This window comes from Paenibacillus sp. J31R34, from assembly GCF_059383715.1.
Genome location: NZ_JBXENU010000001.1, coordinates 151,583 through 169,290, shown reverse-complemented (window position 1 = coordinate 169,290; position 17,708 = coordinate 151,583). Strand labels below are relative to the sequence as shown.

Sequence of the window (17,708 nt, the reverse complement as noted above, 5' to 3'; positions counted from 1 at the left end):
TCGTCCTCCTCATACTCGTTGTAAACAGATGGCGGTGTTAACGCCGCCAAATCCCATGCTCAGGCTCAGGGCTCTGTGCATGTCATGCAGCTCCGCTTCTCCACGCACCCAGTTGAACTCGACGTCCATCGGGTCCTCCAAGTTGCGGGTCGGATGCAGCTGAGACGCTTTCATCTGCAGCAGCGTGGCGACGATCTCCACAGCGCCGGCCGCCGTCAGCCCGTGGCCCGTGATCGACTTGGTGGCGTTGATGCGCGCCGCAAGCAGCCCGCATTCGCGCAGAGCCTGCAATTCGGTCTCATCGCCGATCCCCGATCCCGTTCCATGCGGGTTGATGTAGTCGATATCCTCGGGTGACAGGCCCGATCGTTCCAGCGCTTGTCGAATCACTCGAACCTCTCCCTCGCACGAAGGGTTCGGGTTGCGGTTGGCATCCATCGCCAGGCCCCAGCCGACCACGCTCGCGTAGGGTCGGACCTGCCGTTGGATCGCATGTTCGGCCCGTTCGATCACGATGACGCCGCATCCTTCCCCGTAAATGAACCCGTCGCGTCCCTTGTCAAACGGACGGCATGCCCGAGCTGGGTCGTCTGCATAGCGGTCACTTCCCATCGCGCCGAGTGCTCGTAATCCCTGAAGCTCCATGTAGGACAGATCCATCAAGCCTCCCATCGCGAGGCAGACATCAACTTGTCCCGAACGAACCGCTTCAGCGGCCTGCAAGACCGCCAACTGTCCGCTGGCCGAAGCCCCACCGATCGTGTAGCCGAACCCGCGTATGCCGAACTGTTCGGTACACAGACCGCTCAGGTCGCTGTCCAGAAAAGAGAGTCCGTAGGTCGGACGCAGAAAGTCGAGCTGGTCCCGGTAGGATTCATGCGTTTGCAGCAGTTCACGCTGCTGCAGGTTGGAGCCGCCTACCACAAGACCCATGCGGGACGGGTCGACCGTGCTGAGCTGCGCTTCGTCCCACGCCTCTTGCAAGGTGGCCAGCGCCACTTGCCCGGAAAAAGAGAGCGTGCGCAACAGCCGTTTGGTAAAACGCTCCGGAAGAGACAAGGAAGGAACCTCCGCTCCGAGAAAGGAGGTTCCTTTTTGTCTGCCTGGGCGTTGCATCACGCCGAACGCATGGCGGCCTGCCAGCAGAGCGGAGGTAAAATCCGACTTACCCTGCCCGATGGCCGAGGTGACGCCAAGGCCGGTGATGAGCAACTCAGGCGATCTGGAGCTTGCCATAGAGGACCTCGACCAGTTCACCGATGTTTTTCGCCGTGGACAGCTCGACGAGCGGGATCTTCAGGTCCAGCTCTTCGATGATGATCATGACGATCTCCGCGCGATCCACCGAATTCGCGCCAAGATTGGCCAGTTGGTCCGTCGGCTGGAAGGTGTAACCTTCCAGCTCCGGGAGCACTTCACGGGTATTGCGGACGACGACTTCAAAGATCTCTTGTTTGGTCATTTTACTTCCTCCTTGATTTTGAACTGCTGAAGCAATTGATCGGCTTGTTCGCTGTCGAGATTCCCTTCATACACCTGCAAGAGCAGATCGTCTACGGAGAGCTCCATTGCCGGCTGTTCCGCGATCGGATGCTTGTGCAGCTGCTTGCTCAAGTAGGCGGCGAATTCGCGTAGAGTCGGGTAGTCGTAGACTTTGGTCGCCGGGATGTCGGTGCCATGTTGCTGGTTGATTACGCGAATCCATTCCACTCCGACGATGGAATCCAGCCCCATGTCGACGAACTTTTTGTCGAGGTCGATGTCGGCCGCTTGCAGGAACAACGCGTCTGCGAGACTTGCGCGCAATTCTTCGTGTAGGGTGGCCGCCGAGACGGAAGGAGCCGCCTTGGGAGCTTCGATTTGCGGTGCAGGTGTTGGTGCAAGCGTCTGCGCTGGTATTGGTGCAGACGCTGGTGTCGGTGCAAGTGCCGCTCTTGGTGCGTTTTTGCTCAACACGTTTGCGATGTAGCCGGCAAACTCGCGGATGGTCGGGTAGTCATAGACTTTGGTTGCCGAGATGTCCGTGCCGTACTGTTGATTGACCACGCGAACCCATTCCACACCGACGATGGAGTCCAGCCCCATGTCCACGAATGCCTTGTTCACGTCGATGTCGCTCGGCTGCAAGAACAGCGCTTCGGCCAGGGTCGCTTGCAGCTCTTTTTGCAAAGACTCCGCCGGGATGGAAGCCGTAACATACGGTGCAGGCATCGCCACTTTGATCTCCACAGGGGCCGGTGCCGTCGTCGCTTGACCTACAGGTGACAGTTGGATCGGTCGACGGGGTGCTGACCGTTCCAAGGACGGCTCGCGGACAGCCGACAGCGGCAGCAGCGCGATCCCGTTCGTTCGGACGGAACGGTTCGACGACGCTTTGGCCGGTCCGATCGGCTTGAGTTCGCCCTCCGGTGCTGCCAGTGCTGCCGGTGCTACACGGATCGCCGGGAGCCAGATGCGTTGTTTGGCGAACGGGTACGACGGGAGACTGATCAGGCGGGGCTGGTGTGCACCATGCAGCTTTTTCCAATCTAAGGTCAATCCCTTGACCCACAAGGAAAGGAGTTTGCCGAACTTGCGCTTTGCAATCCACGCTTCAATCGTCAGCGCCATGTCTTCATCGGCGGCAAACAGCATCAGATCCTCATTGTTGCGTCTGAATTGCCCGCGATACAGGTCTTCTACACCCGTCTCGCCAGCTGCATAGCGCTTCAGCTTGTCAGTCATCTCTTGCAGAGAGCCAACGACCAGCGCCAGCCGCTCTTCCATCGGCTCGCGTCCCACCTGCAGCGTGTAGGCCGCATCGGACAGATTGGCCTCCTTGATTCGCCCGTCCTCGACGGCTACCAGCAGCTGCAGAGCCTGTTGGCGAAGCTGCTCTTCCTGGCGAGCCGACAGCACGATCACAGCCGGGTTCTGCGGCGTGACCCGCGCCTGCGTCCCAGGCGCTTGCTCAGGTCTGTACTCTTCGATGAGGATGTGCGCATTGGCACCCCCTGCACCAAACGAGGACAGACCTGCGATGCGCGGACCTTCCTGTTCTTTGCCGTCGATCTCTACCACCGGACGCTTCCAGTCGGTCAACTCCTGCTGCATCACAAACGGCGTTTTCCCAAACTGAATATTCGGGTTCAACTCTTGGGCATGCAGGCTCGGCGCAAGTTGTCCATGCTTCATCTGCATGACGATCTTCGCAAGTCCCGCGATGCCGGCTGCCGCTTCCAGATGTCCGATGTTCGACTTCACCGAGCCGATTGCGCAGAATCCGGTGTCCTTCGTATGGCGTCGGAAAGCTTGTGTCAGCCCAGTGATCTCGATCGGATCGCCGAGCTCTGTGCCCGTGCCGTGCGCTTCGATGTAGCTGACTTGGCGCGCGTTGAGTCCAGCCCGCTCCAAGGTCTCGAAGATCAGGTCGCCTTGCGCAGTCGGGTTGGGCACGGTGTACCCGTTGGTCTTGCCGCCGTGATTCACGCGGGAGGCTCGGATCAGCACATGAATCTGGTCGCCGTCCGCGAGCGCTTGCGACAACGGCTTGAGCAATACTGCGCCCACACCTTCGCCAGGCACGAATCCGTTGCCGTTCAACCCGAAGCTCTTGCACTGCCCGTCCGTCGAGAGCATGCGCTGCGCACTGAGGAACACGTAGGTGAAAGGATGCAGGTACAGGTTCACCCCGCCCGCGATCGCCATCTCGCAGTCCCCGCGATACAAGTGCTCGCAAGCCTCATGAATCGCGCTCAGCGAAGAGGAGCACATCGTATCTACCGGCATGCTCGGCCCGTTGAGGTTGAGGAAATACGACACGCGATTCGCAACGGAAGCAAAAGACGTGCGCGGGAAGATCTTCTCCCCTTGCTTCCACAGATCCGGCCCGTACAGCTCAAAGCCGGTTTTGGTCACGCCGACAAACACCCCGACACGGCCTTCGTGCTGGTCCGCGATGCGCTCCTTGGTATATCCGGCATCCTCCAGCGCCTTCCAGCTCTCTTCCAAGAAGAGGCGCTCCTGCGGGTCGATGTTGATCATCTCTCTGGGCGACAGGTTGAAGAACTGCGGATCGAAGTCTGCGAATCCGTCTACAAAACCGCCCCATTTGCTGTAGCTTTTGCCTTGTCTCATCGCTTCGTCTTGATTCGGATGGTAAAAATCATCCAGCGACCAGCGTTCGCTCGGAACCTCGGAGACGCAGTCTCGGCCCGCTTTTAGATTCTCCCAATAGTGCTGTAGCGAAGGCGACTTGGGATAGCGACCGGAGATTCCGATGATCGCAATCGGTTCGCGCTCGTTCGGTTTCGTCGGCAATGGCGCTATAGGCGCGATCCGTTCGACAGGTCTTGCCGGCGGTTGTGCAACAGTTGCATCCGCTGCGACGGGTGCTTCATACCCCGTCCAACGCTGGCAGGCCGTCCGTTCTTCCTCGACAAAATAGTCGGCCAACGCGCCCAGTGTGCGGTATTCAAAGAAGAGCGTCTTGGACAGATCGCCAAAGATCTCTGCGAGCTTCTGGTTGAGCTTGGAAATCATCAGCGAATCGATTCCGTAGCTCCCCAGCGGCTCTTCGGCATCCAACTGGTTCGCGCGGATGTCAGTGGTCTCGCTGAAGAGAACTTTTAGCGCATGCAAGGTTTTGGCGCGCAGTGCGTCGTCTTGCTCCTTGGCAGGCGTGACAACATCTTCGGCTTTGGCTGCGCGTGCCTCGATGCGTTCTAACACTTGACGAAGCGTGGTCTCATAGAGCGAAGCCGGCGTGAGTTCCAGCCCGTATTGACGGTTGATCTTCTGCGCCAGTTCGCTAAGCAGGTACGGATCGAAGCCGTATTCCGTCAGTTGGGCATCCGGATCAATCTCGTTCCCCTTCACGTTGAGCAACTCGGAAACCATGTGCAGCAGGGCTGCTTCCAGCGACGGCAGGACCGCCGTCGAGGAAGCGGACGTTGCGTGAACCGGTTCTGAGTGCAAGTTCTGCTTGATTTGTGCACGTTTGCCTTCCAACACCATCACCTGATCTTTGCCGGTTGCCAGACCGTGATACAAGGCCTGCAACCCGGTTTGAGTTCGCAGAGGGATCATCCCCATGCGTTGCAGCAGCAGCTTTTCCGTCTCTTCGTCAACGCGCATTCCGCCCTCTTGCCAGAGCGGCCAGTTGATGGACAAGATGCGTCCGCCGCGAGAGTTCGCAAAGGCATCCAGAAATGCGTTCGCCGTCGCGTAGTCGGCCTGTCCGAGATTGCCGAGGACGGCTGCGACGGAGGAGAAGAGCACGAAGAAGTCGAGGTTCAGGCCTTTGCTGGCCGCATCCAGATGCACCAGACCTGCAACCTTGGGAGCCAGCACCTCGGCCAGCTCCTCTTGCGTTTTCTTGAAAATGAAATGATCCCGGTTAACGCCCGCACCATGCAAGATGCCGTGCAGGGTGCCGTATTTTTCACAGATGCCTTCGATCAGGCGTGTAACCTCAGGAGCAGAGCTCACGTCGACTTGTCGATATTCCACGCATGCGCCCATGCCCCGTAGTTTCCGCAGACGGGCCTGACCAGCGTCCGACAGCGGGGATCGGCCCGCGAGAATCAGGGTCGGGTTGGCGGCCTGCCGTGCGATCTCCTCAGCGACGATCATCCCGATCCCGCCGGCGCCGCCCGTAAGCAGGTAGATGCCTCCTGAACGCCACGGAACCGGGGCTCGCTCTTGGTCGATCTCTACTTCGCGCCACCCGGCAACAAGACGGTTGCCGTTTTGATAGCGGACATGGTCTTCTTGCAGGGCGTGCAGGTTCTCTTGCAGTCTCGCTTCAAGCCCTGCGCCCGACTCCACTTCAATCACTTGCCCGATGAAGTTCGGGTTCTCCAACTGCGCCGTTCGCAACAGGCCGGACAGCGCGGTGAACAGCTGCGAATCCGCCTGTGACAGCACGGCGATCTGCATCAGCACCTTGCCCTTCGGCTTGTTCTGCAGAAGGGTCTGAATCTCCGTGAACACCTGTGCCGCATACGCTTGGAAGCGTTCTGCAAGCGCAGCGGAGCCGGCTTGCAGAACGCGATACTGCAACGAATCGAGCTTCGCCTCGACCTCGCAGAACAGCACAAGATGCTGCGCGAGAGTCGGCGGTGAAGATTGCGGGACCACTGCCTGCTCGGTCCAGATCGGTTCAAACAGCAGCGCTTCATAGACATCTCGCGCTTGCGAAATCCAGTGGCGCTCCTTCGCGAACGGATAGGTCGGCAGGCTGAGACGGCGCGGTCGGTTCTCGCCGTAGAGTTGGTTCCAGTCAGAAAACTGGCCCTTCACCCAGAGTTGGGCGATCTGTTCCGCCCCTCGCCATTCCGGATGAGCGGCCGCTTCGGCCGAGCTCGCCTTGCCGCGCTTGACCTGTCCTCGCCAGACACCGTTCAACCCGGTCTTCCCTTGCAAGAACGCCTGCAATCTGCGCTCGATCTCTTCAACCGACGTGACGACCAGCGCCAGGCGCTCTTCCATCGCATCGCGCCCAACTTGCAGCGTGTAAGCGAGGGATGCGAGGTCTTCGTCGGCAAACTCCTGCGCGACGAGGACGTTGCACAGTTGCCGTACCTGCTCCTGGAGGCGCTGTTCATTCTTGGCTGACAGCGCGATGACGACCGGGTTCTCAGTGGAGTTCTCCGTCTTCGATTTAGGCTGCTCCTTCGGCAGATACTCCTCGATCATGACATGCGCGTTGACGCCGCCGAACCCGAAGGAACTGACGCCCGCACGGCGCGGCAGGTCTTGGCCGGCTGCGTCTTGCAGAGCCTCCCATCGCTTCGCCTCCCGCACGAGATAGAACGGGCTGCCCTCCAGTTGGATGTAGGGATTGACCGTTTCGCAATGCAGCGTAGGTGCCAGCGTCCGGTGACGGAGCTGCAGCAGCACTTTGATCACGCCTGCGATGCCAGCCGCTAGTTCAAGGTGGCCGATGTTCGTTTTCACCGAACCCAGCCCGCAGTGAACGCTCTCGACCTCTTGCGTACCTGTTCTTCTGTACAACTCTTGGAATGCGCTCTTCAATCCGTTGATCTCAATCGGGTCGCCCAGTTCGGTGCCCGTTCCGTGCGCCTCGATGTAGGTGACTGTCCGCGGGTCGATGCCGGCTTTGTCGTACGCGTTGATCAACAGGTCCGCTTGGGCCTTTGGGTTGGGAGCCGTCAGCGAGTTCGCGCGTCCCCCGTGGTTGACCTCCGTCGAGCGAATCAAGCCGTAGATATGATCTCCGTCGCGCTCGGCAACCGACAGCTTTTTCAAAACGAGCATGCCGACCCCTTCGCCACGCACATAGCCGTTCGCTCCGTCCGAGAACGTCTTGCAGCGCCCGTCTTCAGATAGCATGCCAGCCTTATTGAAGCTGATGTGCGCCTCCGGGGTTACGATCGTGTTCACACCGCCGACGACCGCCATGTCGCAGTCGCCGTTTTGCATCGCGCTGACGGCGCGGTGGATGGCGACCAGCGAACTTGAACAAGCGGTCTCCACCGGCTCACTCGGGCCGTGAAGGTTCAGGACATAGCTCATGCGGTTCGGTCCGACCGACGGCACGACGCCCGTGGACGAGTACCCTTCAATCGGGAAGTTCGCCTGCGTGATCAGTCCGCTGTACCCGCTGCTTCCCGTTCCGACGAAAATCCCCGTCTTGCTGCCCGATAGGCTCTGTGCCGAATAGCCCGCATCCTCGATCGCCTTCCAGACATAGGTCATCAAAAGGCGCTGCTGAGGGTCCATCAGCTTGGCTTCAAGCGGCGAGATGCCGAAAAAGAGCGAATCGAACTTGTCGGTCTCGTCGAGAAAGCCGCCCCACTTGATGTTCGTTTTGTTGGCTTCCGTCTTCGGGTCGCCAAAATAGGCTCTCCAATCCCAGCGTTCCGGAGGAATCTCGGAGATACAGTCGATGCCTTCCACGAGGTTGTGCCAGTACTCCTGCATGTCGCGGGATTGCGGGAAGGCCCCGCTCATCCCCACGATGGCGATCGGCTCGGTCACCGCCGATTGTGCCTGTTGCACCACAGCGGTACCCGGGCGGCGCCTTTGTCTCGTCGCCCGGGTCGGAGTAGCTTCTTGCAGCAAGGCCGCTGCGACTTCCGCCCGTGTCGTTTCCGCTTGCACGGGGGCAGCCGGGGAGGAAGGAGCCGTCAAGCGCGAGGCGAACACATCTCGGAATTCGTCTGACAAATAACCAGCAAACTCATGCAGCGTCGGATGCTCGAAGAAGATCGTCGGCATCAGATCCAGCTTATACGCCTCATTTAGATCGTTGGCAAACTCGGTCAGCGTGATCGAATCAAAACCGTACTCGCTCAGCTCTGCATCCGCATCCAGCTCTTCTGCATCGACCTTGAGCAGACGGGAAACCATCTGAGTCAGCAGACCCAGCACACGCTCTCGCAGGTTCATGCTGTCCGCCTTGTCATCGACAGCAACAGCGACAGAGGACGGCGAGACGGAGACAGATGCCGGCAGCAGTTTCTTCTTGATGCGCTCCACTTTTCCTTCGATCACCAGCACTTGATCCAGATCCGATGCCAAGCCTTCGTAGAAGGCGCGAAGTCCGCTCTTGGTGCGCAGCGGGATCATGCCGAGGCTCTGCATCATCATCTTCTCGGTTTCCGGATCGACATGCATGCCGCCCTCTTTCCAGAGCGGCCAGTTGATCGACAGCGTCCGCCCAAGGCGCTCCCCGGCGGCCATCCGTCTGTTGCGATGCGCCGCGTACTGATCCATGAACGCATTAGCCGCCGCATAGTCGGCCTGCCCCGGATTGCCAAGACCGCTGGACAGCGAAGAGAACAAGACAAAGAAGTCCAAGGCCATGTCTTGGCTGGCGACATCAAGATTCACAAGCCCGCGCACCTTCGGTGCCAGCACTTGCGTCAGTTCCGCTGCTGTTTTCTTGATGATGAAGCTGTCTCGGATCACCCCGGCGCTGTGCAGGATGCCGTTCAGGGTACCATGATCCGCCCGCAGCTCTGCAAACAGCTTCTCGACTGCCGCTCGATCGGTCACATCCACCTGCTTGTACACCACGCGCGCCCCCAGAGACTCCAGTTCGGACAGGGCTTCTCGTTGAGGATCGTTCAGCACGGATCGACCTGTGAGCACCAGCGTTGCACCCGGCGTCTGTGTGACGATCTCCTTGGCAAACACCAGTCCAAGACCGCCCGCACCGCCGGTGAGAAGATAGATGCCACCCTCTTTCCACGGTGTCAAAAGGGCATCTGCATCTGCGGATGCGCGAACTTCGCGCCAGCCCGCCACTTGTCGCGAGCTTCCCTGATATCGAATGCGGTCTTCCTTCCCGCTGTTGCGATCTGCCAGCAGCTTCTCCTCAACCGCTTCGAGCTCATCGACTTCGATCAGCTGCCCGCTCAAGTTCGGATTTTCCATCTGGGCGGTTTTCAGCAGACCTGACAGCCCGGCGAGCAGAAGTTGTTCCTCATGGGCCGGCACGACGATCTGCACCAGCACCTTACCCTTGGGCTTGCCTTGCAAGATGCGCTGAATCTCCTCCAATGCCTGCATCGTGTACGCTTCAAAACGCACCTCGATGTCTCTCTCATCCGCTTGCAACGTCAGGCAGCGCGCCCCTTGCACGTCAGCTTCGAACTCGCAGGACAGCACGAGATGATCCGCATAGGCCGTCGCCTCTTGCTGTTCGTGCGCCTGTTCCGTCCAATGCGGTGCCAGCATGAGCGTTTCGAACGCCTTCGAGTCGGCCTGATTTTCCAGCACGCGAGAGGAAAATCCCTTCATGTGCGCACACACGTTGCCTTGCTCGTCACAAAGGCGAATGTCGAGCTTCTGCACGCTATCCCCCGGCTTGCACCCCTCGCTGTAGCGAACCTGCGCCCACATCGAAGACGTGCAAGGAGCATAGATGTCAAGCTCCTGCAACGCAAACGGAAGCGCCGGCTTCAGCGGTACCACGCCGAGCTGGAACCCGATCGCCGCCTGCAAGGCCGCGTCCATCAGGCTCGGGTGCAGGACGTATTGCAAATCGGTTCCCGTCACGCAAGGCGGCAGTGTCAAACCAGCCAGAATCTGCCCGTCGCCGACCTGTAACAGATCGAGCGCACGCTGCGCCGGACCATACTCCAAACCCATCGCGGCAAAGCTCTCATAGCACTCCGACACACTGATCTCACGCGTGCTGCAAGCTGCCTTCAACTCCTCAACAGGCAACTGCTCCACCTGTTTCTTGCCCATCACGACAGCACGCCCTTGGCTGTGTATGTTCGTGTCAACGCCGCTGAATATCTCGTAGGAGATCGTGCCATCTTCCTCTTCGCACAGTCCGATGTGTACCTCGACAGGCCGCTCGCCAACTGTGACAGGGTGCGTCCAGACCACATTTTGCAGACGAAGGAATTGCGTGTCCTCGTCGAGAGCTCCGGCCGCCAGTTCGACGGCGGCGCGCGCCATCTCCAGATAGGCGACACCCGGCAGAACGCGCTGTCCCTTCACCACATGATCGGCGAGGAAAAACTCCTGCCCCGTCAAGCTCGTGCTGTATCTCTGTTCGGAAAAATCGGACGTGTTCCGATGCAAAAGCGGATGAAGCGCAACCGTCGTCAAGCCTGCTCGAACGACGGACGGACGCTCAAGCTGTGGTGCCCAGCAACGCTGTTTGGCAAACGGATAGGTCGGCAGGCTGATGCGGTGCGGCAATTCCTCGCCCCACAGCTTGCTCCAATCGAGCGCCAGGCCCTTGACCCACAGGTCGGCCAGCTTGGCCAGCTTGCGGCGCTGAATCCATTTTTCAATCGCTTCCTGTAGCTCTTCATCTGCGGCGAAGAGCGAGAAGGTGTCTCGGTTGCCTTTGACCTGCCCTCGGAACAGTTTACTGATCTCTTCCTGTCCGCTGATAAACGCCTCCAGCTTGCGAACCAGCTGCTGCACCGAACCTGCAACTACGGCGAGACGCTCTTCCATCGCTTCTCGTCCCTCCTGCAAGGTATAGGCCATGTCCGCGAGATCTTCGTCGGCGAATCGTCCCTCCTGCAGTGCCGCGAGCAGGTTCTCCGCCTGTTGACGCAGGCGCTGTTCATTTTTGGCCGACAGCACGAGCAGCACCGGATTTTGCGGCGACACCTTGACAGGCGTGCGCAGCGGCTCTGCCGGAACGTACTCCTCGATGATCACATGCGCGTTGGACCCGCCCGCCCCGAACGACGAGATGCCGGCGATGCGCGGCACTTCGCGAACCTGACCGCCGATCTCCACCAGCGGACGCTTCCACTCCGCCAGCTCCTGCTGCACGACGAACGGGGTCGCGTCAAAGTCGATGTTCGGGTTGAGCACCTTGGCATGCAGCGAAGGCGCGAGTTGGCGATGCTTCAGCTGCAACAGCACCTTCGTAACGCCGGCGATGCCCGCTGCGCTCTCGCAGTGCCCAATGTTTGACTTGGCCGAGCCGATGGCACAGGATTGCAGTTTGGCGTTTGCCGTGGCCTGGAAGGCCTTAGTCAAGCCTGCGATCTCGATCGGATCGCCAAGCGAGGTGCCGGTTCCGTGCGCTTCGATGTAGGAGACCATGCTCGGGTCAAGTCCCGCCTGCCGCAGCGCCTGCTTGATCACATTCGCCTGCGCATTCGGGTTTGGGACGGTATACCCGTTGGTTTTGCCCCCGTGGTTGATCGTCGTCGCCTTGATCACGCCGTAGATCTGATCTCCGTCTTCAATCGCTTTGGACAAGGGCTTGAGCAGCACCGCGCCAACGCCTTCGCCCGGCACGTAGCCGTCGCCCCCTTCGCCAAAACTCTCGCATCGCCCATTGCTCGACGCGAACTTGCCTTGGCCGAGCAAAATGTACTTATTCGGGTGAATCGAAACGTTGACACCGCCGGCGATCGCCAGCTCGCAACCGCCTTGTTGCAAGCTCTGGCAGGCCAGATGAATCGCCGTCAGCGAAGACGAGCACATCGTATCGACGGCAAGGCTCGGCCCGTGCAGGTTGAAGAAGTACGACACCCGGTTGGCTATCGAAGCAGGACTTCCCGCCAGCGCAATTGGGCGGCCAAGCAGCGTCTCCTGTGCGCCGTACAGCTGATACTCTTCGTACATCACGCCGACATAGACCCCAACGTTGCCGTCAAGCCCCCGTCCGCGCTGCTTGGCGAGCGTCTCGCGAGTATAACCAGCGTCTTCCATCGCTTCATAGACGGTCTGCATGAACAATCGCTCCTGCGGGTCCATGATCTCCGCCTCGCGCGGGGAGATGTTGAAGAACAGCGGATCGAATTGATCCACGCCATCAATAAATCCGCCCCATTTGCTGTTCGTCTTGCCCGCCTTGTTTTTGTCCGGGTCAAAATAGAGGCTATGCTCCCAGCGTTCTTGCGGAATCTCCGTAATCGAATCCTCGCCGTTCCGCAGATTGCCCCAGAATTCCTGAAGGTTGCGCGCCCCCGGATAGCGCCCGGAGACGCCGATGATCGCGACGTCCTGCCTGCCGTTTTCCCCCTCTTCTTGTGCATGCGCCATCGAAGCGAACCGTTGGCGTCGACGGCTGACGAGCACCGTCCGATCCGGCGTCTCCTTGACCGCAGGCTTGCGGGCCGGCGCGGCGTCTTGCGCCGGTTCCTCGTCCCCTGTCAGCCGCACCAGCTGTGCTCGATGCGAGTCGAGGAAGTACCCAGCCAGGTCTCGGAGGTTCTGGTACTCAAAAAAGAGCGTCTTGGGCAGGGAGCCAAATGTTTTTTCCAACTGGTTGGTCAGCTTCATCACCAGCATGGAATCAATCCCGTACTGTTCAAGCGACGCATCCGCATCAAGGCGGCTCACCGGCCATTTCAAAACGGTGGACACCTGCTCTTTGAGATACGCGATCGCTCTCTCCTGCAAAGGGTCCGCGCTTGCAGCAGCTACCTCTTCACGGCTCGTTTCCACGAGTTTCTCCGGCACAGCAGCCTGCTCGTCTTCCGCAACCGCTCCAGCTTTCAGCACGCGGGAGGTACACCCTTTGAGACGGATGCGAACGCTTCCTTCCTTGTCGCAGAGGTCGACATCGAGCTTTTGCACCTTGTCTTCCGGCCGGCTGCCCGCGCTGTATCGAACGAGCGCCCACATCTCGGCTTCACACGGCCCGAAGACATCTAGCTCCTGCAGCGCAAACGGCAGTGCCGGCTTGAAAATCTCTTGCCCGATCAGTAACCCGATGGCCGATTGCAAGGCCGCATCTGCAAGGCTCGGATGCAGAAGGTAGTCGGCCAGAGAGTCGGTGACGACGGACGGCAGCCTCAATCCGGCCAGCACGTGCCCTTCGCCCACCTGCACCTGCTCGATGCCTTGATAGGCCGGCCCGTACTCCATGCCCATCGCACGGAAAAATTCATAGCACTCCGCTGCCCCGTACTGTCCCTGCACGAAGGATGCTTGCAGTTCCTTCAGGTCCTGCTTTGGCGCTTCTTCCACCGGTGCATTCCGCACGGCGCGTCCTTGGCTGTGTACGATCTCCTCCCCGTCTTGCAGGGTGTAGACCTCATATCCAACCTCTTCGCCCGCCTCTGGGAAGAGGGCGATGTGCACCTCGACAGGTTCTTCGCCGACGAGGATCGGCCGCGCCCAGACCACATTGCGCAGGCGAGCATCCTTCAGGCCAGCCGCCTGCTCGACCGCCTTGCGGGCCATCTCCAGATAGGCCACGCCTGGCAGCACCTTCTGCCCCTTAACCACATGATCGGCCAAGAAGAACTCCGTTCCCGTGAATGTCGAGGAAAAGCGCTGTTCCGCAAAATCAGACGTGTTCCGATGGAGCAGCGGATGCAACTGCGACGCCGTCGGAAGAGCGCTGACCTCCATCTTCTGTGCAACCCAGTATTCTTCCCGCGCGAACGGATAGGTCGGCAGGTTCGTGCGCGTTGGTCTTTCTGCGCCGAACAGCGCGTCTCCCGCGATCTCGCCGCCTTGGCAATACAAACCGGCAAGTGTACGAAGGTGCTCCTGATAGGCAGCAGGGTTCGTCGCCAATTCGCGGCTCTTCCCTGCCAGCTCCAACGCCTGCTCCTGCAGGGCCGACTCTCCGGTCTTCTCGCGCGCCACCTTGCCACGGAACACGCTGGCATCTTGCACACCTTCCCGCGCCTGTTTCAGAACGCGCAGCATCTCCTGCTCATCCTGCACCACGACCGCCAGACGATGGGCAAAATGGTGACGTCCCTCCAGCAACGTGTAGCTGATCTGTGCGAGACTGCCTGCAGCGCCCGGATCGGACTCCAGCATCGCGATCATGTCTTGCAGTTTCTCTTGCAGCGCCTCGTCCGTTTTCGCCGAAAATGGGAGCAGGTAATGCGAGTCCTCGGGACCGGTATTCCCACCCTTTTCAAAACTGCTGACGACCATGTGCGCATTGGTGCCGCTCATGCCGAACGAACTCAACGCTCCCACACGGCCTGCGCCTGCCCGCTTCGTCCACGGCTTGCTCGTCTTGTTCACATAAAAGGCACTGTTCTCCCAACGGATGTACTCGTTCTCCGTCTCGCAATGCAGGCTGGCCGGGATGGTCTCATGCCGCATCGCCTGAACCAAGCTGATCAGGTTGACCAAACCTGACGCCGCAAACGTGTGGCCTAGATTGGTCTTGGTCGAAGTCAGCGCACAGTACCCGCGCTTTTGCGTGCGGCGCTTGAAGACGTCCTGCAGCGCATGAACCTCAACCGGGTCCCCGAGCTTCGTCCCGGTGCCATGCGTCACGATGTAGTCGATCTCTTCCGGGTCTACCTCGTACTGCTCGTACACATCCTGTACGAGATTCGCCTGTGCGACGGTGCTTGGCGCCGTGATGCCGTTCGTCTTGCCGTCATAGTTCACGCCGCTGCCTTGGATGACCGCGTAGACCGGGTCGCCGTCCGCCAGTGCTTGCGAGAGCCGCTTGAGCACGACCACCGCCACGGCTTCCCCCGGCACCAAACCGTTCGCCCCGTTGTCAAACGCCTTGCATTTGCCATCCTCCGACAGCATGCCGGCCTCCGTCATGCCTAGGTAAGCGGCCGGCGTCAGCAGCAAGTTCACGCCGGCGACCACCGCCGCGTCACACTCCCCATTTCGCAGGCTCAAGCAGGCCTGATGGGCTACCACCAACCCGGAGGAGCAGGCGGTATTGATCGCCATCACCGGGCCGCTAAAGTTCAGGAAATACGGCAGGCGCGCCGCAAGAATCGCGTTATGGTTCGACGTGATGCTGGTGTCCTCGCCTTGAGACAGCATCTGATAGTCGCCTTCTTCCACGCCGACGAACATGCCGATCTTGCTCTCGTTCAGATGTCGCTTGCCCAATCCCGCATCTTCCAGCGCCCGCCACGCCTCTTGCAGGAGCAGGCGCTGTTTCGGGTCCATCGCTTCGGCTTCCATCGGCGAGATCTCAAAGAACAGCGGATCGAACTCCCGCACGCCCGGGATCGCACCCAGCCATTTGCTGCGGCTGCGGCCGCCATAATACTCCCGCCAGTCATAGCGGTCTTCCGGAATCTCGGTGACCGCATCCCGTCCTTCGGCGAGGATGTCCCACAGTTCGTCGATGTTGCGCGCCTGCGGGAAGCGCCCGCTCATTCCGATGATCGCAATCGGCTCCGGCCCTGCTCCCGAGGTCTCGGCCGCCGCCGTTTCCGCAATAGTGTCCTCAAGAGACGCTTCCGGCTGTCTCTCCACATGCTCAGGCTGCACTCGCTCCGTTGCGTAGAAGGCGCGCACGACTTCTCCATGCTCGCTCTCCAGATGCGAGACCAGCGCCTGAATCGTCGAATGCCCGAAAAACACCGCCGGGGAGATATCCACGCCAAAATGCTTCGTCATCGCAGCGGACAGCTCTGTCAAGCTGACCGACTCAAATCCAAAATCGACAAGGTTCGTCCCCACGTCCAACTTGGCCCGCGAGACCTTTAGAATTCCGCCGATCAGTTCTTGCAAATCGCACGTCAAGCATTGTGCCACCGTGAATCCCTTCATCTCCGGACATCTTCCGGAACCGGAAGAGAGGACCGCTTGCGAGGTCGGAGCCATCGAAGGCTCCGGCTGCGACGGGCAAAGGAAGCGCTCGACTCGACGGCGCTCTCCGGCCATGACCAGATGCTGCGTCCGCTCCTGCGAGAGAAGAAGGTCGAACATCGCCAGCCCTTCTTCCACCTCCAAGAAGCGCTGACCGCTCGTTTTCAGGTAGATCTTGGCGCTCTCCTCACCTTCCAGCCCCATACCTCCGTCTCTCCAGAGCGGCCAGTTGATCACCAGCGTCTTACCGGGAAGACCCTGTTCGTTTCGCATGGCTGCATAGGCCATCTGGAACCGATTCGCCAGCGCATAGTCACCCGAACCAAAGTCGCCGAGGACCGCCGAAGACGACGAGAAATAGCAGACGAACTCCAACGCCTCTTCGTCTGCGAGCAGCTCGTCAAGCACCTCAGTGCCCCTGATTTTCGGGTCGAGGATGCGCTTGAAACTCTCCTCATCTTTCTCAAGGATGCTCCGGTCGCTCGTGACACCCGCCGCATGCACAACGCCATGAATCGCACCAAACTGCTCACTCGCTTCATCAAGCCCTTCCCGCATCGCATCCGCATCGCAGACATCCGCTTTCACATACAGGACTTGGCTGCCCAGCTGTTCCAGAGCACGGAGCTTGGCCAGCTTCTCATCGTTAAGCGCAGATCGGCCAGTTAGGATCAGCTTGACCGGACCTTTTTTCGCAAAATATTCCGAAAATAAATACCCAAGCCCGCCGCATCCTCCGGTGATCAGATAAGTGCCCCCTGCTTTCACCTTCAAGTCACCCGCTTGCAAGACGGTCGGCTGAACGGAGCAGACATAGCGCTTGCCGGATCGATAGAGAACGCTGGAGAGCGATGGCGCTTGCAGTTCCGTCAAAATCTTCGGCAGGCACGCAGCGAGCGAGACCTCTCCCTCTTGAATGAACATGGCCGCCTGCGTTTGTGGCAGCACGAGCCGTAGCGAGCGGGTCAGCGCGATCCACGACTCCAGATGACAGCGCTCCAATTCGTTTGCATAAGAACCGAGGAGCAGCAGTCGCTTGGCCTGCACGTTCGACTTCGCCAGATCTTGGACAAGTGGAACGAGCGCAGCCGGGTCCTGACGGCAGCTCGCATCCTCCAGCGGACAGAGGTACAGCACGGCGTCCACCTCTTGCCAGTCCTGCCGCCCGTCGCCGAGCACGTCCTGAAGGCTCTCCCCGCTGGTGACGAACGCAACCTGTGCGCGATCATCGACAGCCTGCACCGCTTCCACGACCGCTTGCTGATGCTCCGGCTCTGTCAGGAAGCAGATCAGCTTGCTCGCACGAAGCGGCGTTCCCTCGGCCGCCTTTTCCTCATTCCAGACTTCTTCATAGGTCAACAATTCAGAAGCCGGCTCAGAAACGGACTCGTTTCTGTTTGCCACCTGTGCATTTCGAATCATATCTATCGCTTCGGATTTGGACAAACGATTTTGTTTCACTTCAGACAATAGTTGCTGCAGGAAATCTTTCATATGTACCTCCTCGCGCTTCGGCGTTCCTTTTCGAATTTCTCTCATAAAATAGAAAAAAAGAGAGGATCGCTCCTCCCTTTTCTTAGGTTCTGCTATGAAAATATGTCATGCGGACATACTCTACCCATGTCATCTGCCCACATGCACACGACACAATGCAACTGGATGTGCCCCTTACACCCGCCAACGCGCCGCAACATCGATTGGAAAGCAAATAAGGAGTTTGTATCAATCAT

General features: G+C 59.6%; 3 protein-coding genes. All 3 read right to left on the bottom strand.

Translation table 11 applies throughout. The features are described from left to right. Positions 1-9 precede the first annotated feature (9 nt). Genes AC50YG_RS00650 through AC50YG_RS00640 form a run of 3 tightly spaced genes read right to left on the bottom strand, consistent with a single transcriptional unit; the run spans position 10 to position 17,472 of the window. Positions 10-1,236 carry a beta-ketoacyl synthase N-terminal-like domain-containing protein gene (locus AC50YG_RS00650; protein ID WP_494824021.1) on the bottom strand — a complete coding sequence of 409 codons (1,227 nt, stop codon included), beginning with the start codon at positions 1,234-1,236 and terminating at the stop codon, positions 10-12. Next, positions 1,214-1,462 carry an acyl carrier protein gene (locus tag AC50YG_RS00645; protein ID WP_473757582.1) on the bottom strand — a complete coding sequence of 83 codons (249 nt, stop codon included), beginning with the start codon at positions 1,460-1,462 and terminating at the stop codon, positions 1,214-1,216. Before AC50YG_RS00645 ends, AC50YG_RS00650 begins: the two co-directional genes overlap by 23 nt. Further along, positions 1,459-17,472, bottom strand: a complete 16,014-nt coding sequence (locus AC50YG_RS00640) for an SDR family NAD(P)-dependent oxidoreductase (protein ID WP_494824018.1) — start codon at positions 17,470-17,472, stop codon at positions 1,459-1,461. The genes AC50YG_RS00645 and AC50YG_RS00640 overlap by 4 nt, the downstream gene beginning before the upstream one ends. Positions 17,473-17,708: the final 236 nt, after the last annotated feature.

Bases quoted from the DNA above. Each gene is read 5' to 3' on its own strand.
- AC50YG_RS00650 (WP_494824021.1), bottom strand. From the start codon at position 1,236: ATGGCAAGCTCCAGATCGCCTGAGTTGCTCATCACCGGCCTTGGCGTC.
- AC50YG_RS00645 (WP_473757582.1), bottom strand. From the start codon at position 1,462: ATGACCAAACAAGAGATCTTTGAAGTCGTCGTCCGCAATACCCGTGAA.
- AC50YG_RS00640 (WP_494824018.1), bottom strand. From the start codon at position 17,472: ATGAAAGATTTCCTGCAGCAACTATTGTCTGAAGTGAAACAAAATCGT.